General features: G+C 43.3%; 17 protein-coding genes. 9 read left to right on the forward strand and 8 right to left on the reverse strand.

Annotated elements, in window-relative coordinates; translation table 11 throughout:
* Nucleotides 1-146: 146 nt before the first annotated feature.
* On the reverse strand, nt 147-1,178 hold the full coding sequence (locus N6H18_RS02125; protein ID WP_262310194.1) for a LacI family DNA-binding transcriptional regulator: 1,032 nt from the start codon (nt 1,176-1,178) through the stop codon (nt 147-149).
* 157 nt (nt 1,179-1,335) lie between these two features.
* Between N6H18_RS02125 and N6H18_RS02130 the strand changes: the two genes are divergently transcribed.
* From N6H18_RS02130 to N6H18_RS02160, 7 genes are all read left to right on the forward strand, one after another.
* A complete protein-coding gene (locus tag N6H18_RS02130) occupies nt 1,336-2,172 on the forward strand; it encodes an SDR family oxidoreductase (RefSeq protein ID WP_262310195.1) in 837 nt (278 codons plus the stop codon).
* Between the two features lie 233 nt (nt 2,173-2,405).
* Nucleotides 2,406-3,593: a mannonate dehydratase gene (gene uxuA / locus N6H18_RS02135; protein ID WP_262310196.1), complete on the forward strand. Its 1,188-nt coding sequence runs from the start codon at nt 2,406-2,408 to the stop codon at nt 3,591-3,593.
* Nucleotides 3,594-3,651: 58 nt separating this feature from the next.
* Nucleotides 3,652-5,058, forward strand: a complete 1,407-nt coding sequence (gene uxaC / locus N6H18_RS02140; RefSeq protein WP_262311573.1) for a glucuronate isomerase — start codon at nt 3,652-3,654, stop codon at nt 5,056-5,058.
* 95 nt (nt 5,059-5,153) lie between these two features.
* Complete coding sequence (locus tag N6H18_RS02145) at nt 5,154-6,164, forward strand: TRAP transporter substrate-binding protein (protein ID WP_262310197.1); 1,011 nt, start codon at nt 5,154-5,156, stop codon at nt 6,162-6,164.
* Entirely contained in the window at nt 6,164-6,625 is a 462-nt protein-coding gene (locus tag N6H18_RS02150; protein WP_262310198.1) for a TRAP transporter small permease, read from the forward strand. Before N6H18_RS02145 ends, N6H18_RS02150 begins: the two co-directional genes overlap by 1 nt.
* A complete protein-coding gene (locus tag N6H18_RS02155; RefSeq protein WP_262310199.1) occupies nt 6,625-7,917 on the forward strand; it encodes a TRAP transporter large permease in 1,293 nt (430 codons plus the stop codon). The genes N6H18_RS02150 and N6H18_RS02155 overlap by 1 nt, the downstream gene beginning before the upstream one ends.
* 116 nt (nt 7,918-8,033) lie before the next feature.
* Nucleotides 8,034-8,996, forward strand: a complete 963-nt coding sequence (locus N6H18_RS02160) for a substrate-binding domain-containing protein (RefSeq protein ID WP_262310200.1) — start codon at nt 8,034-8,036, stop codon at nt 8,994-8,996.
* A gap of 7 nt (nt 8,997-9,003) precedes the next feature.
* On the opposite strand, the gene N6H18_RS02165 is transcribed toward N6H18_RS02160, so the two are convergent.
* Nucleotides 9,004-10,113, reverse strand: a complete 1,110-nt coding sequence (locus N6H18_RS02165; protein ID WP_262310201.1) for a lactonase family protein — start codon at nt 10,111-10,113, stop codon at nt 9,004-9,006.
* A 196-nt stretch (nt 10,114-10,309) separates the two neighbouring features.
* On the opposite strand from N6H18_RS02165, the gene N6H18_RS02170 reads away from it, so the two are divergent.
* A complete protein-coding gene (locus N6H18_RS02170) occupies nt 10,310-12,355 on the forward strand; it encodes an Ig-like domain-containing protein (RefSeq protein WP_262310202.1) in 2,046 nt (681 codons plus the stop codon).
* A 271-nt stretch (nt 12,356-12,626) separates the two neighbouring features.
* Here the strand turns inward: N6H18_RS02170 and N6H18_RS02175 are convergent, their stop codons facing one another.
* Entirely contained in the window at nt 12,627-13,301 is a 675-nt protein-coding gene (locus N6H18_RS02175) for a hypothetical protein (protein ID WP_262310203.1), read from the reverse strand.
* 5 nt (nt 13,302-13,306) lie between these two features.
* A complete protein-coding gene (locus tag N6H18_RS02180) occupies nt 13,307-13,621 on the reverse strand; it encodes a hypothetical protein (RefSeq protein WP_262310204.1) in 315 nt (104 codons plus the stop codon).
* A gap of 295 nt (nt 13,622-13,916) precedes the next feature.
* On the opposite strand from N6H18_RS02180, the gene N6H18_RS02185 reads away from it, so the two are divergent.
* Nucleotides 13,917-15,188, forward strand: coding sequence for an IPT/TIG domain-containing protein (locus N6H18_RS02185; protein ID WP_262310205.1), 1,272 nt, complete (start codon nt 13,917-13,919; stop codon nt 15,186-15,188).
* A gap of 118 nt (nt 15,189-15,306) precedes the next feature.
* Here the strand turns inward: N6H18_RS02185 and N6H18_RS02190 are convergent, their stop codons facing one another.
* From N6H18_RS02190 to N6H18_RS02205, 4 genes are all read right to left on the reverse strand, one after another.
* Entirely contained in the window at nt 15,307-16,419 is a 1,113-nt protein-coding gene (locus N6H18_RS02190; protein WP_262310206.1) for a Fic family protein, read from the reverse strand.
* A gap of 288 nt (nt 16,420-16,707) precedes the next feature.
* Nucleotides 16,708-18,402 carry a pectate lyase family protein gene (locus tag N6H18_RS02195; RefSeq protein WP_262310207.1) on the reverse strand — a complete coding sequence of 565 codons (1,695 nt, stop codon included), beginning with the start codon at nt 18,400-18,402 and terminating at the stop codon, nt 16,708-16,710.
* A 102-nt stretch (nt 18,403-18,504) separates the two neighbouring features.
* Entirely contained in the window at nt 18,505-21,168 is a 2,664-nt protein-coding gene (locus tag N6H18_RS02200) for a DUF4955 domain-containing protein (RefSeq protein WP_262310208.1), read from the reverse strand.
* Nucleotides 21,169-21,333: 165 nt separating this feature from the next.
* Entirely contained in the window at nt 21,334-23,724 is a 2,391-nt protein-coding gene (locus tag N6H18_RS02205) for a glycoside hydrolase family 2 protein (protein ID WP_262310209.1), read from the reverse strand.
* Nucleotides 23,725-23,734: the final 10 nt, after the last annotated feature.

The raw sequence follows: 23,734 nt of genomic DNA on the forward strand, positions 1-23,734 counted from the left end.
TGATTAATTGAATAACGCAATACCAACTAGGTGGTTCTAAAAGTAAGATGTGAAAATCAATAATTACCACAAAATCCGTTTACACAAAAACACTCACAGCATGCTGATTGGCTTAAAAGGTCTATGAATGGTAAACCCTATTTGATTTAATAATCGCAATATTTTAGATTTTCCCTTTTTACAATCTCGATGGGCATGAACTGCTTCTCAACAATCTCCATTTTCATGACCAGATGTTTGTACAAGGTTTGGATGGCGAGGTAGCCTTGGGTTCTGGGTTTTTGATGAATGAGATAATCGATCACACCTTCGTTCATCAAGGCAACATTTTGATCTATCAGGTCATAACCTAGAAAACGAAGTTTCAATTGTTTCTTCCAATCCTTCAACTCTTCTCCAATCACATAGGAACGTGAACTTGGCACAAAAACATGGATAGGCAAGTTCCTAGAAGAAAATCTATGTATCAATTTTTGGATATCCAATCCGTCACGTTCGAAATTCACCTCATGAATACAAGCGTATGAATGTTGTGCGTAATACGACTGCAAGCCAGCTATTCTGGCCTTGATTGCCTCATTGGTCAAATCCTTGGTATGACTCGTGACAATGAACAGTTCGTAATCTTCGTCAAAACCACGATCTAGCAAACTGCCCGCCAACAACCCACTCTGAAATGCATCCTGTCCAATGAATGCAAGATTACCCCCATCGACCAAATTGACATCCACGAATACATAGGGGATTTGGCTTTCCTTCAACAATTCCAAGACACTTCCTTCCTCAGATAGTAAATGCGGAGCGATGACTATTCCATCTAGTTCGTCATCTAGTATCTCTTTCATCGCGTCCAATGACAGGCCGCCTTTTTCCAGAGCATACTCCTTGATACTAAATCCCATTGCTTCCTGTTCCTGTATTCCCAACTGCATTCCTTCCCATTGTTTGCGCCAGTATGACAAACCCTCAGGTAGGATTGCACCGATACGGTAGGTTTTATTCAGCTTTAGGTTGCGGGCATAGACATTGGAGGAGTAGTTTCCTTCCTTGGCGATTTGCAACACTTTGTCTCTGGTCGCTTCTGCCACTCTGCCCCTGTTGTGCAATACTCTGTCAACTGTACCTATAGATACATCCGCTAGTTTTGCAATTTCTTTGATTGTAATTGGTCTAGACATAGATGGAAAAGAATGGCTCAATAATTTTGATTTTATGCGCAATATACTACTTTTGTTGAACTATGTTAACGTACACGCAAAACAGTCCTTCTCAACAAAGGATTTTTTTTAACCACAAATGCGTTAACGTACACACAAATTTAGAAACGCATCAATTATGAAGACATTAGAAGGAAAAGTAGCCGTGATCACTGGAGGTGGTGGCGTATTGTGTAGTACGATGGCTCAGCGCTTGGCCAGCCTAGGCTGCAAGGTCGCAATTTTGGATTTGAACAAAGCCAATGCAGATCAAGTTGCAGACCTCATCATCCAGCAAGGCGGACAAGCCATCGGCGTAGAAGCCAATGTCTTGGTCAAAGAAAGTCTAGACAAAGCACACGAAACGGTCATTGCATCCTTGGGCACATGCGACCTCCTCATCAACGGCGCAGGAGGCAATCACCCTAAAGGCACCACCAGCAAGACACATTTCGAGTTGGCTGACTTAGAGGGCAAAGAAGGCATTACTACTTTTTTTGATCTGGACCCTGCGGGTGTAAAATTCGTCTTTGACCTCAACTTCATAGGGACTTTGCTACCCTGTCAAGTATTTGCCAAGGACATGATGGGCAAAGAAGGCTGTACCATTATCAACATTTCATCAATGAATGCCTTTACACCCCTTACTAAAATCCCAGCATACAGTGGTGCCAAAGCAGCCATTTCAAACTTTACGCAGTGGTTGGCGGTACATTTCTCCAAAGTTGGCATCCGTGTCAATGCCCTTGCTCCTGGATTTTTCCTCACAGAACAAAACAGAAGTCTTCTCACAGAGTCAGATGGCAGTCTCACTGCTCGCGGCAATACGATCATCGAACATACACCGATGGGCAAGTTTGGCGAACCAGAAGATCTGCTGGGAACTTTGGAATGGTTGTGTGGTAGCGGCTCTGCTTTTGTTACTGGAGTGACCATCCCTATTGATGGAGGATTCAGTGCGTTTAGCGGAGTATAAAACGATACAGTATTTTATTTCAAATCCCTTCAAGGGGTTAAAAAATTATGATGTATCCTGTTTGTAGTCTAAGTCTTGAAGGGCTAACTACCAATCAGTTGGAGTACAACTGCTCAGAAGTATAAATCAACAAGTGAATAGTTAATATTAAATATGGAATAGTGATTGACGAAGGTATGGGGCAAATTCGCCCTTGATAATCGGGGATTACTGTGACGGTAACAAGGACAAGAATGAAGCTAGAACAAACGTGGAGATGGTATGGACCTAAAGATGGCGTAACGCTCTCCGATATCAAACAAGCTGGTGCAACAGGAATCGTAACGGCCCTGCACCACATCCCCAATGGTGAAGTATGGACCGTGGAGGAAATAAATAAAAGAAAGAAAGAAATCGAGGCGAGTGGTTTGACATGGAGTGTGGTAGAAAGTGTCCCAGTGCATGAGGACATCAAAAAACGCAACGGCAATTTCCAACGATACATAGACAATTACAAGACTTCCATCAGCAACTTGGGAAGCTGCGGCATAGACACGGTTTGTTACAATTTCATGCCTGTGCTGGATTGGACGAGGACTGATTTGGAGTTTGACTATGGTGATGGTTCTACTGCTTTGCGTTTCGACGTGGTGGCATTTGCGGCTTTCGAATTGCATCTACTGAGACGCCCTGGAGCCGTCCAAGATTACAGCAGCGAAATCCAAGAAAAGGCAAAAGTCTACTTCGAAAAAATGACCGAAGGAGAAAAGCAAAAACTGGTCAGCAATATCATTGCAGGCTTGCCTGGCGCAGAAGAAGGCTACACTTTGGAGCAGTTCCAAACGGTGCTCAACGGTTATGATCACATTGGACCAGCTGAGTTGAAAGCCAACTTGTTTTCTTTTCTAGCTGAAATCGTCCCAACCGCAGAGCAAGCAGGAGTATTGCTTTGTATCCATCCCGATGACCCTCCATATCCGATTTTGGGTCTCCCAAGAGTGGTGAGTACGGAAAAAGATATCGACGAACTCTATGCAGCAGTGGACAGTCCAAACAATGGATTGACCTATTGCACAGGTTCCTTTGGTGTGCGTGCCGACAATGATCTGGCAGGAATGGTTCGAAGATTGGGGCACAGGATACATTTCATCCATTTGAGAGCCACGAAACGAGATGCCATGGGCAACTTTCATGAAGCAGATCACCTCGATGGGGATGTCGATATGTACGCCGTGATGAAAGCCTTGGTTGAGGAACAGGAAAAAAGAGCCAAACAGGGTCGCAAAGATCTCAGGATGCCATTTAGACCTGATCATGGACACAAAATGCTGGATGACTTGACCAAAAAGACAAACCCAGGTTACTCAGCCATTGGGCGATTGAGAGGGCTTGCAGAATTGAGAGGATTAGAATTAGGGATCAGAAGATCGAAAGAAGAATAGATTTACGAGCATCGAGAAAGTCAAGACTTTCTCGATCTAACATTATAATGACTGAATGATGAAACCATTTTTAGACGACAACTTTTTGCTGACCAACAAGGTCGCTGAAGAACTGTACCACAACCATGCTGCAGGCATGCCAATCATAGACTACCACAACCACTTGTCTCCCGAGGCTGTCGCCAAAAACCACAAGTTTGGCAACATCACCGAAGCATGGCTGTATGGTGATCACTACAAGTGGAGAGCCATGAGAGCCAATGGAGTCGATGAAAATCTGATCACAGGATCTGCGTCTGATTATGAAAAATTCGAAAAATGGGCCGAAACCGTTCCTTATACAATGCGAAACCCTTTGTATCACTGGACACACCTCGAACTCAGACGATATTTTGGAGTCAACGACTTGTTATCCCCTAAAACAGCTAAAGATGTTTATGAAAGAGTCAATAGCAAATTGCAACTAGACTCACATACCTGCGCGGGCTTGTTGAAAGGGATGAAAGTCGAGGTACTATGCACGACAGATGATCCAATTGACAGTTTGGCGTTTCACAAGCAGATTGCGGATCAAAATATGGGTCTTCAGGTATTCCCTACTTTCAGGCCAGACAAGGCCATGGGCGTAGATGACCCGATGAGCTACAAAGTTTACTTGGCTAAGTTAGAAACAGCAGCTAACACGACCATCGACAGCTTGGATTCATTGATGGCGGCACTACAATCAAGGGTGGATTATTTCCACGAAATGGGTGGCAGAGTCTCTGATTTGGGTCCCAACCAAATCCCAATGGTCAATCCAAAAGCTCAAAACCTAGCGCAGAATTTCAAGTCTGTCCTAGAAGGTAAGAAATTAGGCTTGGAAGAAACCGAAAGCCTGCAAGCTTACATCCTGACAGAAATGTGCAAGATGTACCACGCCAAAGGTTGGTCCCAGCAGTTCCACCTCGGTGCATTGCGCAACAACAACGAACGTGCCTTGAGAGAAATAGGTCCTGACACTGGATATGACTCGATGGGTGATTTCAGTCAGGCAGAAAGAATGTCCAAGTTCTTCAACAACCTCGACAATACAGATCAATTGGCCAAAACCATCATTTACAACCTCAACCCTAGAGACAACGACCTCTTCGCAACGATGGCGGGCAACTTCAACGATGGCAAGATCATCGGCAAGATGCAGTTCGGTACAGGATGGTGGTTCTTAGATCAAAAAACTGGAATGGAAAATCAAATCAACTCTCTGTCCAACATGGGGCTACTGAGTCGATTCGTAGGGATGCTTACGGATTCTAGAAGTTTCTTATCTTTCCCTAGGCATGAGTATTTCAGAAGAATCCTCTGCAACCTGATCGGTACCGATGTGGTGAATGGAGAACTCCCCCACGACATGAGTTTGTTGGGGCAGACCGTAGAAGACATCTGCTACAACAACGCTAAAAACTACTTTGGATTCAAAAGTTGAATCCAAAGTAGACAACATTTAAATAATTCAATGCAATAGTTTCTATAAAATACAATCGATTGTATTACCATTGCATCTAGGTATAACATGAACAAATGAAAGCATACTGGAGTAAGTTATTTTTGCTGGCTGGACTCAGCATGACCCTATTGGGTGGCTGTGCCAAAATCAAAGAGATCAAGACGCTCAAATTAGCGCACGGCCTCAATGACACCCACCCTGTACACCTTGGCATGCTAGAGATGGCGCGCCTACTTGAAGAGATTTCGGAAGGCAAGATGACCATTGACATCTATTCCAATGGTCAACTCGGTCAGGAAAGAGATCTGCTGGAGCTATTGCAAATCGGTAGTCTCGACATGACCAAAGTCTCCGCGGGCGTATTGGAAAACTTCATTCCAGAAATGAAAGTTCTGACACTGCCCTACATTTTCAGAGATTCAGCCCATACTTGGAGTGTACTTCAGGGGCCAGTAGGTAGAGAATTATTGGATAGCGGAGAAGGATATTGGTTGAGAGGATTGTGTTTTTATGATGCTGGAAGCAGAAGTTTTTACTCCAAAAGCAACCCCATCGAAAAACCTGAAGATTTGGCTGGATTGAAAATCCGTGTGATGAACAGCCAATCTGCCTTTGACATGGTCAATGCACTGGGTGGCTCTCCTACTCCAGTATCTTTTGGGGAATTATACACAGCCCTGCAGCAGGGAGTCGTGGACGCGGCAGAAAACAATGCTCCGAGTCTCTACACATCCAGACATTACGAAATTTGCAAATATTACTCTATCGACGAACATTCGACGATTCCAGATGTATTGATCGTAAGTACCTACCTGTGGAACAAACTCACGGATCAGGAAAAAGAATGGTTGCAGGCAGCTGCGGATCAATCTGTCGCTTACCAAAAACAGGTCTGGGCAGCATCCGTTCAGGAAAGTCTTCAAAAAATACAAGAAGCTGGTGTACAGATTGTTTATCCCGAAAAATCACCCTTTCAAGACAAAGTCAACCATCTGTATGATGCCTACCAATCCAATCCGGCTATCTACAACTTGATCAATCAGATCAGAACCACAGGACTAGACACAGTACAAACAACACCGTGATGACGAGAGAAAGACTAGACAAAATATTAGAAGCAGTGCTGAGCATGTTGCTCGGACTCATGGTACTCAATGTACTATGGCAGGTAGCTTCCCGCTATTTACTCAATGACCCGAGCATATTCACGGATGAATTGGCTCGCTACCTACTGATATGGGTAGGGCTGGTTGGAGCAGCCTATGCCAGTGGCAAGCACATGCACGTATCTATCGCCCTACTAGAAAGAAAACTAAACGATGAACAGAAGAAGATTCAGAACAAAGTAATCTATGTATTGGTCATTCTTTTTGCAGTCGTGGTTTTGATCATCGGAGGGAGTAGATTGGTTTATATCTCCTTCATTCTAGGGCAGCAATCCTCAGCGATGCAGATTCCTTTGGGTTATGTTTACCTCGCGCTCCCACTCAGCGGACTCTTAGTTTGCTATTACACCATTCATGATTTATTAAACGCCGACAATTGATGGAAAATCTAGAAATATACATCCTGGTTTTGAGTTTCCTATCTCTACTCATCATAGGAGTACCCGTAGCATACAGTGTAGGTTTGGCCTCCTTATTTACCATCTTGGTCAATATAGATTCCATGCCAGCATTCACCACCATCGCTCAGCGCATGGCGACTGGTTTGGACAGCTTTTCGCTCCTGGCCATTCCATTTTTTGTTCTGGCAGGACAGATCATGAACCAAGGAGGAATTGCACAACGACTGATTGCTTTTGCCAAGGCATTGGTGGGCTCATTCCCAGGAGGATTGGCTTATGTCAACATCATAGGAGCGATGCTATTTGGAGCCATCTCTGGTTCGGCAATGGCTGCTGTATCGGCTATCGGAGGTACTTTGGGTCCAAGGATGGAAAAAGAAGGCTATGAAAAATCATACAGCGCGGCAGTAAATATTACCTCATCGACTACTGGTTTGATTATTCCTCCGTCCAACATTCTGATTGTTTATTCATTGGCAAGTGGTGGTGTTTCTATCTCAGCATTGTTCTTGGCTGGTTACATTCCTGGCATATTGATGGGATTGGCATTGATGCTGGTCGCTGCTGTCTATGCACAAATCAAGAAATACCCACGAGGAGACAAAGCTTCTCTTAGAAACATACTGGTGACTTTTGTCCAAGCTTTACCAAGTTTGATGATGCTGGTCGTCGTGATTGGTGGAATCGTCGTAGGAATCTTCACCGCTACGGAGGCATCAGGTATTGCCGTACTTTACACGCTGATTCTTTCCTTGATCTACAAGGAGCTTTCTTTCGAGAAAATCAGACAAATCGCCATTGGTTCTGTGGGCACTACCTCTGTAGTGACCTTGCTCATCGCATGCTCGATGAGTATGTCATGGGTGATGGCCTATGCTGACATCCCACAAGCGGTTACCTCAGCTTTGCTGACCGTATCAGACAACCCGATCATCATTTTGCTACTCATCAATATCCTCTTACTATTTGTAGGTATATTCATGGATATGACGCCAGCAGTTTTGATTTTTACGCCGATATTTTTGCCAGTTACTACTTCTATTGGTATTGATCCGATTCATTTTGGGATCGTGATGATCATGAACCTATGCATCGGTCTATGTACACCTCCAGTTGGTTCTGTATTGTTTGTAGGTATCGGGGTAGCGGGCATTTCTTTGGAAAAAGTACTAAAACCCATGCTACCACTTTTTATCGCAATGATCGCAGTCCTGATGCTGGTGACTTATATTCCAGAACTCAGTTTGTATTTACCAAGACTATTTGATTAAAATATGGTGATCGATTAGCTAAGTCGAAAAAAATACTTACTTTAGGAATCCCGATCCCCTCCTACCTGATTTTCCTGTATTTGATGAAAGATTAAGACAACATAATTACTAGAAGCATGAGAAAGACAGGACTATTTTATCTATTGTTGATATTTGTGACCCACCTATCAATGGGTCAAAGCATTAAAGTCGGATTACTTTTTGACCAATTTGCCAGTGCAAGGTGGGAAGTAGACGCTGGCAATCTAAAAGAAGAATTTAGCAAACTAGGAGTCGAAACTATACTCAAAGTCGCACATTCCAGTATTGAAAAACAAATTGCCCAAACTCAGGAACTGGTCGACGAAGGAGTCAACGCCATCATTGTAGTAGCAGTAGATGGCAGCAACTCTTCCGCCATCATAGACATTGCCAAAGCCAACAATGTAATCGTAGTGGCATACGACCGCCCTATCTTGGACAATCGTGTAGACCTTTACGTTTCCTACAACAACCTGGAGGTAGGTAAGATGCAGGCCAAATCTATGATGGAGACCGTAAAAAATGGAAACATCATTCTGATCAATGGCCCTGTGGCAGACATCAACGCTATCCAATTCAGAAAAGGTCACTTGGAAACCCTCAAACCTTATGTAGAATCTGGTCAAATCAAGATCGTTCAAGATTTGGTATTGGACAACTGGAGTGATGTAAGCGCACTCATGAGACTATATGAGGTCGCACCTGACTTTACACAAATCAAAGGTGTAATATCAGCCGTGGATTGGTTCAACGATGCGGCCATCGAATATGCAGGTGACTCAGCGATATTTACAAACATCTACATGACAGGACAAGACCCCTCTACCGCTACGGCCATCAAAATTGAAAAGGGAATTCAAAACATGACCGTTTTCAAGCCGATAGATGTACTATCCAAAAAAGCGGCTGAAATGACCATGGCCAGGTTAAAGAAACAGGAGATCAAAGGGCTACAAAACTACAGCATCGGTGAGTACACACTGAGCAGTTACCTATTCAACCCTATATTCATTGACAAAAACAACCTCAACGAATACAGGAGCCAATTCAACAAATAAGACTTTACTACTTTTTCAGAAATTTAATGCACTGAGGAGATACCACACCGTGGATCTCCTCTACTTTTTTGTACAAACCCGTCTCGGTATCCAAGTCCAAAACACTGATAAAGTCCGATCGCTTGTTGGCCACCAGAATGTACTCTCCAGATGGCTCGATCTCAAATGCCCTTGGCCACTCCCCTCCACATGATCTAATGTCTACCACTATCAAGTCACCACTCTCTGGATTTATCTGACAAATCGCCAAACTATTGTCGCCTCGATTAGAAGCATACAAATATTGTCCGTCTGGGGTGATGTGTATGTCGGCCGACTTATTGAACTCAGTAAAGTCTGATGGTAGAATGCTAACCACTCCAATCAAATCCCCGATCCCTTTCTCCGAATCAAAATGATACGCCATGACATGACCAGTCAATTCTGCCAAGACATAGATGTATCGGTTATTGGGATGAAAAGCCACATGTCTGGGTCCATAACCTGCCTCCACTTGCGTGACAGATACGGGCTGGGGATTAAACTCCCCTGTCTGAGAAACACGGTAGGTCAACACTTGATCCACACCCAAATCAGTCACCACGACCAGATCTCCCTCCGGCGCAGGCAATATCATGTGCGTATGCGCTTTTTCTTGTCTCTCTGTGTTGATACTGGATCCCTCATGTTGCACACGACTGATTTCATCTCCCAAACGACCTGCTGCATCCAGTGCATAACTCACCGCTGTACCAGATGAATAATAAGCCACCATCAAGTACTGTCTATTGTCCGCAAGGCCGACATAGCAAGGACCATCACCCGTCAATCCGATCTGGTTGATCAGGCTGAGTTGACCAGTCGACACATCTATTTGATACCCCTGAATACCCTCTCCATTGATGCTGTAGAGTCGCTGATTTTCTGCATCTATTGTCAAGTACGATGAGGTTTTAATCGTGGATTCTTTGGAAACATAATTCAATTTTCCTGTTGAAGGATTCCAGTTGTAGATTCCAATGCCCGATTCATCCACATCACTGCTCGAAGAAACATATACCCAATATTCATCTGCACCTTGATACAGACCACAGGACATCAGAAAAGTAAGAAACAAAATCAGCAAGCTACGTATCATGTCGGTGTATTTACAATCCGACACAAGTTATATTTTCCCTCTGGAATCAAAAAAATGTGATCGAAAGAGTTGATCATTTTGTACGATCCTACCCCTTCTTTCGGATTTTCAATAGGTTACGAATTCCTAATTTTCAGATATGAAATTCTAAAAAGTGTGCAAGGTGCACACTCTTACTATCAACTAATTTTTAAGCATGATGAAAACAAGATTACTTTATCTAGGCATAGGATTATTCCTATCCTTGAGCTCACAAGCAACCACCTACAACTGTAATACGGTGCAACAAATCCTAGACGCCCTCGCAGCAGTCAGTGCGGGTGACGAAATTGTCATCGCATCTGGAACTTATACTTCCTCCGCATCGATCAACGCTGCTTACTATTACTCTGGAGCCAACGGCACTGCCTCCAATCCTATCACGATTCGAGGGGCCTCTTCGTCAAACCGTCCGCATCTGAAAGGAACCTCAATCAGCAGCAGAACAGTCTTGAGGATTGAGGGTGACTATTGGATTGTCAAAGATCTAGAAATATCCACCGGACAAAAAGGATTGGTATTTGACAACTCCAATTACAGCAAAGCCATCCACTGTTCCATTCATACTTTTGGCAATGAAGCCGTACATGTGAGAGATGGCTCAGATTACGTAACCATCGATGATTGCAGCATCTATGATACAGGCAATGTCAGCCCTGGTTTTGGAGAAGGGGTCTACATAGGCACTGACAAAGGATCATGGAGCAGCTACGATCCATCCGTAGATCACACGACCGTCAAAAACTGCACCATCGGCCCTGACATCAGAGCCGAGGCTTTTGACATCAAAGAAGGTACCAGCGAAACCATCGTAGAGTATAACACTGTCCATGGACAAGGTATCTCAGGTGATAATTATGCGGATTCCTTCATAGACTTGAAAGGCACACGTACCTACGTCAGGTACAACACCTTCAATCAAAATAACGAACCCATCATCACCAAAGGAATCGCAGTAACAGATCGGAGTGTTGATCTATCTGGCTATGACCATGTGGTACACAACAATACCTTCAACATGGATGGCAGCACGGGCAACGTACTAGAAGCCTACAGCGGCACATCCAATGTCTATGCTTTCGACAATAACCGAAATCCCTCAGGAGATCTGTACAACAACCGCGTGACAGAATCTTGCCCTACGTGGTATGGCTTCTGCAATGGTGGTGGCAGCAACAGTCTCCCGACAGTCTCGATCACATCACCATCCAATGGTGCCACATTCACAGCAGGAGCCAATGTGGTGATCACCGCTACGGCTAGTGACAGTGATGGCAGCATCGCCAAAGTAGAATTCTACAATGGATCGACCAAACTGTCAGAGGACAGCTCCAGTCCCTACAGCTATACTTGGAGCAATGTCGCAGCAGGCAGCTACAACCTCTCTGTCAAAGCCATCGACAATGACAATGCCAGCAAGACTGCTGCTGTATCCATCACAGTCAACACCAGTGGTGGAGGTGGCAGTTCGTCCGATTTGAGTGTGGCCTACGAATGTGGTGACACCAACCCTAATGACAACAGCATCAAACCCTACGTCCAAATTGTCAACGACGGCTCTTCATCCGTCGCATACAATACCTTGAAAATGAGGTACTGGTTTACCATGGAAGGATCAGCTACACCTAAATTCTATTGCGACTATGCGGCTCTTGGCAAATCCTATATAGCTGGCAGTTTCGTCAATACGTCCGGCAGCAATTATTATCTGGAGGTCTCCTTTGCATCTGGTGCTGGATCACTCTCTGCCAATGATGACTCTGGGAATATCAAGTTGAGAATCACGAAATCGGATTGGTCCAACCACAACGAAACGAATGATTATTCCTTTGACCCCAGCTACACCTCCTATGCTGATTTTGACAAAATCACTTTGTATCAAAATGGCAACCTGATCTGGGGAGATGAACCGAGTGGTGCTGCCAGAAGCAGGAGTGCTGAGATATATGCAGACGAATTGCTTCTATCTGAGACCTTGATTTATCCCAATCCAACCCAAGATCTGCTCACGATTCGTCCTGACCAAAAATATGCAGGAGGACAGATGAAAATCATGAGCTTGACAGGGCAAGAGGTTTATTCAGAAATCCTTCCGATAGACACTGACCTTCGGGTCGACACGCAAAACCTCTCGCGTGGTTTCTACTTGGTCGTCCTCAGCAAAGACGCTCACCAACATAAGTTGAGAATACTGAAACAATAATTCCTGCTATTCTATACATACTTCAAATCCCCGTGTCGATTGACATGGGGATTTTCTTTTGTCAATTGCATTGGACTGGCTGATTTGATACCCCCTGCTAGGTATAAAAAGGATAAATACAAATAATATTCTGTCACGGCTGTTTTTATCATTCCATGCAAAACATCTACCATGGAGCATTTTTCCTAGGCGCAAAGCACTGTACAAGGCGGATTACTGTATTACTATGATAGTGCTTCGACTTTACAAAAGTCGAAGAGCGAAGGGGTACTTACAGATTATATTTTGGTTTTATGGAAGGTAAGACCTCTTTTAGTTTTGACCAATAAGGTTGCCATTCTTCTAGTAATTGTACAGTTGTAAACTTCATTTCACAGTAATTCATCTTCTTTTGAAAATTTGGATCGTTACATAATTTAGAAATTATTACCCCTCTAAAGAGTCTATCCCCCATACCACTTAATATACCATTCCAATCTTCTCCCTCAGACTCCAAGCGATCCATCTCGGCCAATACATTGGGAAGAAAACTATACCTCTCTATAAACGCTTTACCTTCATTTTCTATGTAGGAAATATATGAAGTCGCAAAATCTTCTGCTTCTTTTTGTGTCTCAAGAATTCGTTCATTCAAGCTATCGGGTAAATCACTAAATTTGATAGTTGGTAGATGATACTTCTCTTTCTTTTTCGACTGAATTAAATCATTCGTCGGAATTCCAATTCTTAAAATATAATCTTCAATATCGTAATGAGTTAAGAACATAGGAGCCACTCCTATCATGCCACTTGAGTAGAAGTTGAAAAAAAAGTGAACCACTAAATTGTTGTTGGTATTCAAAACGTATGTAGGATCTCCGCCTGATAAAAATGGCGTATAACCTTTGCCCACAAGATAAGGGGTTAATACCCCGAAAAAAACACTTTTCCTTTCCGTTTTATTCATACAATTCAATTTTTATTTGGCTTATATATGTAACCTTTATAGTCATTCACAGAGATTTCTGATATATCAATTGAAGCTTTACCCTGATCACTTACTTTGTATGTTTTAATCTTAGCATTGGTTAAATTATCACTTTCTAATAAGCTCACATTCTTATTTGATGCACTTTTACCTTGGGCTCTATATTTTAACTTCAAATCTTCCCCATTTGCCAATTTCTTCCATCCCTCCTTTTGACGAGGTGTATAGCTTGTGCCTGAGCTCAACTTAGTCTCAATAATAATGATATCTTCTATTCCATCAGGTGTTTGCCTTACCAAAACAATATCCGCCTTCTGTTATTAAAGGTACTTCTTTATAGATGTCGTACTCTTTTAACGCCGCAGAGCTTATTCCTACTTTTTCAGCCAAATCATCAAACAGCTGTCCTGTCTCATCATTACAAGTGTATACAATATCGTAGGACACATTCTGCCCTCCAATAAGCCATTTTCCTACCTTTTGTACGATTGTGTACCCATTTCTGAATTTTTAGAATCCCAAACTCAGCTAACTATGAGGACAACAAAATGAAAGATAAACATGAATACAAATTACTCTTATTTACAAAGAAAAATGAAAAGAGCAATGCTGCTGGTAGCATCGATTGCTTTGACTACTCTAGCAGTGTCTTGTTCTGAAGACAAGGACGATCCGACTCCCATTCCTGTCGTGACAGCCATCAATCCTACAAGTGGTGAGCCTGGTGACAATGTCACCATTACAGGTGTTGATATGGATGCCGCTACATCAGTAACATTCAATGGCGTAGCTGCGACGATCGTCTCCAACAGTGCTACTGAGATCGTAGCTACAGTGCCTGAAGACGCTACCACAGGAAAAGTATCTGTGACCACAGCAGGTGGAGTAGGTGTCAGCCCTGATGAATTCACTGTTGTCATAGCAGGAGCAGTACAAGTAGAGTCAATCAGCTCTATCTCTGCTGTCGTAGGCGACAATATAACCTTGACGGGTATAGACATGATGACGGTATCTTCTGTCAAAATCGGGGCGGTAGAAGCTACCATCGTAGAAACAACTGAGACGACTGCCACAGTCACTGTCGGAGAAGGCAGCATGTTGGGACTCAACAACTTCACCATCGTCAACAATGGTGGAACGACTACCACCTCTACCGAGACGCTTCCTTTTTATGTCATCAAGAAGATCGATGAGGCATTCTGGGGTACATTTGACAACCCTGAAGCAGATGCGCGTGCCTTCGGTGGTGGTGGAGCTGATCCAGAGGAATCTACTGCACATGATATCAGTTCAGCGGTAGTTGATATCGCAGAATACCTACCCACTGCAATAGATGGCAATTTCTTCCACATGGAGGGATACAGTTCCACAACCATATCGGGATCATACATGACGCAGCGTTTTACTGGATCTCAAACCGCTGGTGTATTTACAGACTTTTTTGGAGATGCTTCAGTAGATGATATTTATTTCAACGTGCAAATCAACTTTGGCAACCTGCCTGATGGATACAAGACTTCTGAGATTCCAGAAGATGTGCTTTGTGATTTCAGAATCAGAGATATTGTCAACAATGATGATTTCGAATACTATCCTACTTGGATTGGATTGGAAGCCATGGGTTATACTCCTGACGAAAACGGCTGGTGGAGCCTTTCTATCCCACTGTCTATGTTCGTTGATGGTAGCTTGACTATTGACAACTTTGATGCCGAGCAAGTGCAGAGATTTGGGATCGCCAATCGTAGAAACTACGGTACAGGTGGAACCGCTGGTGTGACTGTCACTGCTGCTGATGGTGGTGTTTTGGCCACTACGAGCTTTGACAATGCCATCATCACAGTGGGCGGCCCGATGTACAAATAATCATTACGTTTTAGTTTATAAAATAAACAGGCGAGCCAAATGGCTCGCCTGTTTTTGTATTGTTATCAAAGAATCGTAAATCACTAAAAGCGACAACTATTTGTCAATTGCTACAGTTCTAAACTCTCACAATTTTCATCAATGGTTCAAATGAATACAACGCAGCTCTTCTTCCTGAGGCTTCACCCTTTTGAACCAAATAGCCATTATCTAATAGTTTTTTAGTGATTATTGCTGCTGTTGCGGTTGGTATGCCAGAAGTTGAAGTAAATTTATTATTTCTAAAAACTGGATTTGTAAAAACAAAATCAAGTGCATTCAAACTCCACTTTGAGGATAATAGGTCTGTAAATTCATTTTTCATTTGTTCATAGAGAGTCCTTATGTTTTCAGCAATTTCTAAGTTTCGAATTGCTTGATTCTCCACTGCAATCAAAAAAAACCGAATCCATTCTTCCCAATTATTTTTCTCCGAAACCTGCCGCATTGTATCGATATACAAGTCCTTATTTTCTTCTAAAAAGCCACTTATATAAAAATGAGGTTGTGACAATATCCCTTCCTTCCATAAAAACAGGGTAATAAGCATTCTTCCAATTCTTCCATTTCCATCTTGAAAGGGGTGTAAAGCTTCAAATTCTACGTGCATTAATGCCGTCTTTATCAATGCAGGATCATTGCTTTCTTTTAAATATTGAAATAATTTTTCCAGTCCTTCATCCAGTTTTTCCAGGCTTATTGGGATAAACTGTATTTTCTTCTTGATTTTATCTGCTAAATAATTTTGTTCGGTTTTGAATGCTCCAGGAGATTTTGCCGCCCCTCTACCTAGATACAAAAGTTGTTGATGCATTTGCTTTATAAAACTGGCAGATAATAAATAACCTGTTTCCAATGCATTTTGCGCATTTTTCAGTGCTCTCTGATACAATACAGTCTCAATAACATCAGATCGCACATTCAAATTGTCTCCGTCATCGTCTGCTTCATATTGTAAAATCTCATCCATTGTACTAACAGTCCCTTCAATCCTTGATGAAATTACAGCCTCTTGATTTCTTAATGGAGCTAATAAAATTTCATTATTGTGCAGGTTTTTCAGCATCTGATCAAATCGAGCTAAGGCATCTGTGGCATTGATGATTTCCTTTATGAAATTTCCATAATTTATGTTTTGAGGTGGAAATTGATCATAATGATAATTGATAGCTTCTGTTGTATTATAATCCATCTACACACCCATTTTTGAGTACCAGATATAGATAAAAACAATAACCAAATCGATTTGATTCTTGTATTTACAGTAATACAAGAATCAAAGTAGTTTGATATCTAAAAGTTGTAAACAAAGTATTTTGATTCTCAAAAAATCACCCAAACAGGAAACAAAACATTTTGATATCTAAAAGTTGTAAACAAACCCTATTGACCCTACGATTATTAATTAATCAACAAACAAAACATTGTGCTTTCGCATTTAGTCAATTAAGGTCTTTTAAGGTAAAAAATTGGCAAAATCTTACCTCTTCAACCTCTCTCTCAACTGGTAGTCAAACAGGGAGGGTACTAGCCATAGGTTCACATTTTCGTCCGAGATATACGCATTGGGTTCGTAATGGATCGTGATGGGACGATTGGCATGTATGCCTACCAATCTCGCAGCAGGGCCATCTTTCATGCCATTCAAAATGACGGGCTTGGTAGCATCCAAGCCATTACCGAACTGCACATCGATGTTCCAGAAGGTGGTGAATGCACCATGAGAAGGCTTCCAATAACCAGCTCCCCCACCCGCAAACAAAGGATAAGAACCGTCCTCCAAACTCGTCGCATACACCCGAATGTTGTCAAACAGATTTTGGTGATTGGCACCAGAGTGCTGATCCAAAACTGGTACTTGGTACACGACACAGTTTTGATAGACACTCTTCGTCGCATGCGTATTGAAACTCAACGGATGCGTCACGATGTTGCGCACCGATAGATTCCTGACCAGGATGTTGTGTACGCTACCCATACTCACAGCATAGTGCGCAGTTTTGTCTCCTGACGTCTCTATGTCTGCGATAGTCACATTGGCAGATTGCTCTGTGAGTATGCCGCTGTCTGCATTTTTGATTTTGATGTCCTGCACCCAGCCGTTGTACATGTTGGTAAGGTAGATGGCATTGTATCCGTCCTCGACGTGATGTGCGATGTTGGGCGCCATCGGAAACTCGATGTTGAAATGCTCAATTCCTACTTCCTCCAAATGTTTCCACTCCGTCATGACAGGCTTCCACTGTGGATTGATGTCATGGAGCAAAGGATCTTTGATCGTCACCTGATTGCCTTTGATCTCAGTGATCAACACTTGCTGCATGACGAGGGCATGATTGGGGTAATTGTAGTGATGCGAACCAACCTTCAGATCAGCATCATCATATATAGAAGAGATCAACGAACCTTTCTTTCCGTCCTTGTTGTACCACTCGATTTGGACCACATCACCTACCGCCAATTTGCTGGCAGATTGTACTTCAATGAGCTGTCGGCCTCTTTGGCCAGAGAGCAATTGAGCAAGTACTTTCGGTTTGGTATCGTACTTGTCCAAATAAGACTTGACCCGCTCTCCTGGTACACGTACCCATATCATGCCGCCAGACCAAGCGTATTGAGAAAAAGGCAAATCCAAATTGTTTTCTGGTTCTCGTTGACGCTTATCGAGTTCAACAAGGTACTCCCTGAGTTCTTGGAGCTCTGGGGGATTGGCCAAATACCGCATGGGTCGTGGGTAGTAGAGGGTCGTGCCCTGCTCACCACTACCCGCTCCTCTCAGGCAGATGTTGCTTCTGGAAATGTATAAGATTTCGCTAAGGATGATTCTCCCTTTGGGGAATTGCAGGACTACTTTTCCTTCGGTCTCGTTGGCCATTTTCATGGCTTTGAGCAGTGCCTGGCTATCATCGAGTCCATCATCTGCTACCACGCCAAAATCTGTCACATTGATGACAGTACCTGAGGTAGAAACTGGAATCTGCTCCTCAGAAAAATGATACCCAGCATAGGAATAATCAGGCAAATAGATTTCCTCTTTTAATTCTGCATCAGTCAAAATTGCAGGAAGATTTTGTGACTGACTAGTATAAAAACCACTCAAAAGTGTAGCAGTCAAAAGTGCAATTTGCAATCGGTTTTTGGTCGTCGAAATGATTTTATGATTTGTACTTTTCATGTCAATTATCAATTTTATGATCAAAAAAGAAAAAGAGCGTGTCGCCCTTTCTTTTCCATTAAGCCCTGTTCATCACTGTGTTCTAAAAATAAGTTTTGATCCTCAATTCTTGATGATCTTAAAAACCTCTATGGAATCTTTCATGTCTACACGAAGGAAATATATCCCTTGACTCAAACCAGCAGTTGATAATTCCATCTTATTTCCCTCCTCATTCTTCCACTTGAGATTAGTACTCTTGCCAGAAAAATCAAACAAACTCACATTCTGTATTGGCTCATTGGATTGTACTGTCAATACATCTTTGGTTGGGTTGGGATAGACCAAAACATCGTCCGATACGAGATCAGATGACAATATTTCAGATGAGCCAATTGATATACTAATCGTCTCAGAGTTTTCACTCCCCAGATCATCCACAGCCACCGCTTTGAAAACATAGCTACCTGCTTTCATTCCAAACAGTGCAGGGTCAGCATCACTGCGCTCTCCCCATTTGAATGGTGATCGGGTATCGCTCCTCAGCAATTTGCCATTCATGTACAAGTCAACTTGGACGATCGTCCCATCTTCATCACTGGCACTTACCTCTACTATCAGATCTACTCCTTCGTCCAACACTTGTTGGTTGGTAGGCGAAAGGAACGAAAGTGCGGGTGATGCATTGGCAATTACCGTCAATTCGTCTACCGCCGTGAGGCCATCATTGTCAGTTGCAATGACTTTGAGTACATGCTCTCCTGATGGCAAGACCAACAGCGGATCGACAGTCGCATCTTGCCCCCAAACAAATGGTGAGGCAGTAATGGTTCTGACCAACACATCATCTAGGTACAACGAAACTGCAGCAAGTGTCCCGTCCTCATCACTTGCGCTCACTGTTGCGGTCAACAATACTCCCGCCTCGACAACTGCTCCATTTTTAGGAGAACCAATCTCTACTTTGGGTGCTTTACCGATCGTAAAATCCAAAGTCGTAGTGGTTGTATTCCCATCATTGTCAGTTCCGATGGCCTTCAATCGGTACTTGCCCGCAGGCATGTCAAACAACAAAGGATCGGTCAATTCGTCCTCTCCCCATAGATAGGGAGCAGTATCAATTTCTCGTTGTAGTTGATCGTTGATATACAATTGCACCTTGGAGATCGTACCGTCTGGATCGGCAGCTTCTATCTGTACTGGCACATCTGCGCCAATCAGCAGTTCTTGACCATTTTCAGGTGTGATGAATCTGACAGTTGGCAGTGTATTTTGTTGATCCAATCTGAGTGCCAATTGTGCCTCAAAGAGAGAACGAGGTTCTACCATCTGATCAGGCAATTGATGCAATCCCTCATGGAGAAAGTTGACAGTCATGTTGGACTGAAACCCTACGAAGTAAGGTTCTGCATAGGTGTTTCCATTTCGGATATCCACACTCCAAAAATCATAAGTCAAGGTCTTGGATGACTGGTGACGAAAATTCCAAAAAGTCAGACCTCTTCCATGATGAGGATAGCTTTCGTATGGCCCCCCATTCTGATTAAAAACTCCTCCTAGCACATCATCAACCAAGGTAGCGTATGGTTGTCCACTGTGACTGTCAAAAGACTGATCTTGTGACATACTGCATCGTAGATATACAGTATTCACTCCTGAATAACCTGTACCTGGCCCGTGATGCGTATCTGCCTGATCCTCGCAGTCTTTGACCAACAGTCCGTACCCTCTGCGTGTCAAGAATGAAGCATGTCCTTGTTTGCCAGAGATGACCACATCCTGGATGGTTACGCCAATAGATTGTCGCACGTCGATGACCTGATTCCAACTGCGAAACTCACAATCTCTGACCCAGCTATTCTTTACATTTTCGAACTGTATGGCATTCCAAGCATAGTCATGGATGTCGTTTTTGTGGTGGACAAAGTCTTCAGGGTAATTTTCCCAATCGCTGGTAAAAAGGATGTCTTCCACACCTATTTCGCTGATGACATTGTGCCTGCTGACCTGATAGCGAATGTCAAGAAGAGGTAAATCTGTCTGAATTGGATTGACGAAAGTGAGGCGATTGCCGCTGATCTCTTTGATGACGTGGAGCTCATACAAACTCATACCTCCTCCTGATCCAAAGAGTCTATACCAATTTTCGGACAACTCTAGATCACCAAAATGCGCTCTGGCAAATGCCTCACTCTGATGGCTGAGCAAGACATCTTGTCCTACCTCAAAGACGCTCCCGTCTTGGACGATGATGTCATAATCACCCCTATCTGCAGAAGCCGTCATGTAACTACTAGCGGGAACAATCGAACCCGCAGGTGTAAACTCAAACTGCCAATGGCCGTTGAGCACGCGCATTTCTTTCATAAAAATCTCTGTTCCCCCATCTCCAGCACCACTGCCTTTGAGGACGACACTGTCTCTTGTGATGGAGATTTTATTACCCGTATTGTTGTCGCTGCTGACGATAAATTTGCCGGATGGAAAGAAAACCACCGCTGGTCCATCATGAAGCTGTGCTGCGTCGATGGTTGACTGAATCGCATCATCATCAAAAAGCTCATCGTCGGCGATGGCACCATAATCTGTGACATCAAAATAAGTCCAAGTCGCTACCGACGGAATCTCCAACTCGGAGAAGTGGTAACCTGCAAAAGAGTAATCCGTCAATTCTGGCGTGACTCCTGCGGCTTTGTCAGCTTGATAGTCTAGCCATATCTGTGGGGTTTGTGCTGCAGACCCCACAGATATACCTAACACCAAGAATAGTGTACCCAAGTATTTCATAATCGCTTTTTTAAATTTTTCTCTGATACATCGACATCAATCACAAGTTTTGGAATCAATGTCGATGGTATTATTTTGATTCTATATGATTGATGGCGGAAACTGCATTTCAGTCATATAGATTTCTAGTTTGCTTCAACTTTCACCCTCCAGTCGGGCAGGCTCTTACTTTTTGATCTCTAAAAATGATCCCTTGAAATTTTGATTCAACACGGTCATCTGCAAGATTGATGAGAGCTTGTCTGGTTTCACAATGATGGATGCCTTGCCATTGGCCATTTTGATGGATTCGCTACCTGTAGGTGTACCTTGATTGCGAAGCAATTCGCCACCCTTCATGCACTGAAAGTACACACGCTCCTCATAATCGAGACATCTACGTCCCTCCTTGTCTACAGCGGTTGCACTCACTAAGTAGTCTCCATTCTCTTGCAACACATAACTGAGCCTCAAGTCATCTGGCGTACCTGCTTGCTCAAAACTATAGCTAATCGTCATTGAATCTGACGACACTTCCTGATTGCCCTGATACCCTACTGCGTGGAGTTCGTTTTGTCCTGCGTCAAAAAGCACATCCCAGTTCAAGCCACAGGCTGGAAATTGCGTGATGTCTCTGGTTTTCATTCCCAAACTTTTGCCATTGTGAAACAGCTCTACTTTTTCATTGTTGCTGAATACACTGATGTTTCTTTTTGTTCCTTTGGGTCCTGATCTCTCCGTCCATGTATGTGACTCGATGTAGGAGAATGGCACTTTGGACCAATAGCTTTTGTAGACATAGTATGCATCTTTTGGCTTGCCTTCTCTATCGACAAGTCCCTTTTGGTTCATATAAGGGATGTCATTTTCTGGTCTCAATGGAGTGCCAAAATCTTTGAATGCCCACTGTGCGTTGCCCACAAATTGATCGTGGGTTTCGCTCACGCTCAAATACCAATCAAACAAATCCACAATGTAGTTTTCACTCCAATCACCCGCATTGGCAATGCTTTTGACTTCTATCTGATTGACTTCCTCCTCCCAATCATCTGGATTGACTAGACCGTCTCCATTGATGGGGTTCTCAGTATGACGCCCTACATGGCTCGATCCACCGTACTCCATGTGAAAGAAATGGTTATACTTTTCGATTGACTGATCTACCACGTTTTTGTAGTTTTTGTACGAACCAGAATACCAGCCCGACCAAATCGACGGACTGAAGACATCCACAATTTCTGCTCCTGGGTAATACTTTCTGATGGAAGTCTTGCGGCTTGGATCGAGTTGATGTGCAAGCGCATTCAGTTCTTTGAGGTAGCTATTGATGGACTCCTCATCATCTCCATTGTCAAAATCAGGCAACCAGTAAATCTCGTTACCCATTGACCATAAGATGATACTTGGGTGATTGTAGTTTTGGTCGATCATTTCCTTCAGGAGTCTGCTGGTATTGGCTTTCCATACCTCGTCGCCTACGCCTCCTCTGCACCACGGCAACTCGTCCCATAGCAGAATCCCTAGTTCGTCGCAAGCTCTGTACACCTCTGGATCCTGAGGATAATGCGCCAAGCGTATGAAATTGGCTCCCATTTCCTTGATCATTTCGATATCCCTTCTGTGTAGCTCATTGGGCATGGCAGCTCCATAGCCAGCATGCTCCTCATGGCGGTGTGTACCTCTGAGCAGGAGTCGCTCTCCATTGAGATAGAACGGTCCGTGATCTTTGAACTCAAACCATCTGATGCCGTATCGGTCACTTCTATGATCCGAAGCGACATTGTTATTCATCAAACTGGCTTCCACAGTATAGAGATTGGGAGTCTCGACTCCCCATAACTGAGGATGGCTTAGTTTGAAACTAAACTTGGTAGAGCTTTGGGCCTTTTTGCTTTCCTCAAAAACAACTTTCCCTTCTGGGTTCTTTACTTGAAGGAGGACTGTCATCTTAGAAGAGACTCTGCCATTCAAGTCCAAGGAAACAGAGGTGGTCGCAGCAGTTTTGCTCACCTTGCTGGTAGAGATGTTGATATCCTCAATGTAGGTCTGAGCCAAAGTCCTCAACCACACATCTCTGGTAATGCCTCCGTAGATGAAGAAATCAGATTTTTGAGAGGGAATGACCTGGCGGTCATATCCATTGTCCACTTTGATCAAAATTTCATTCTCTCCTGCATGAATTTGCTTGGTGATTTCAATTTCAAATCCCACATAGCCTCCCACATGCTCACCTGCCAATTGTCCGTTGACATAGACTTCTGTAGTGATATTGACTCCCTCGAAATAAAGAAACTGTCTTGTATTTGGATTGATTTTGTCAAACATTAAGTTCTTGCGGTACCAACTGACGGATCTTCTGTATCCAGGAGTAAGATCCACTACATCTTCGTTGTTCCAGGTATGTGGCAGATCGATGGCTTGCCAATCTTGCTGCTCTTCCAAATCATCCAAATTTTCTATTGGAACACCCAAATAGGTCCAATCCTTGTTAATATTCAACTCTGTCCGTCCTTGCGAAATCGCACTGGAGACGACCATGATACAGCACAAAGCCAATAAGCCAATATTCTTAATCATTTGATTTTCA

It is taken from the genome of Reichenbachiella agarivorans (assembly GCF_025502585.1).
Lineage (GTDB): Bacteria > Bacteroidota > Bacteroidia > Cytophagales > Cyclobacteriaceae > Reichenbachiella > Reichenbachiella agarivorans.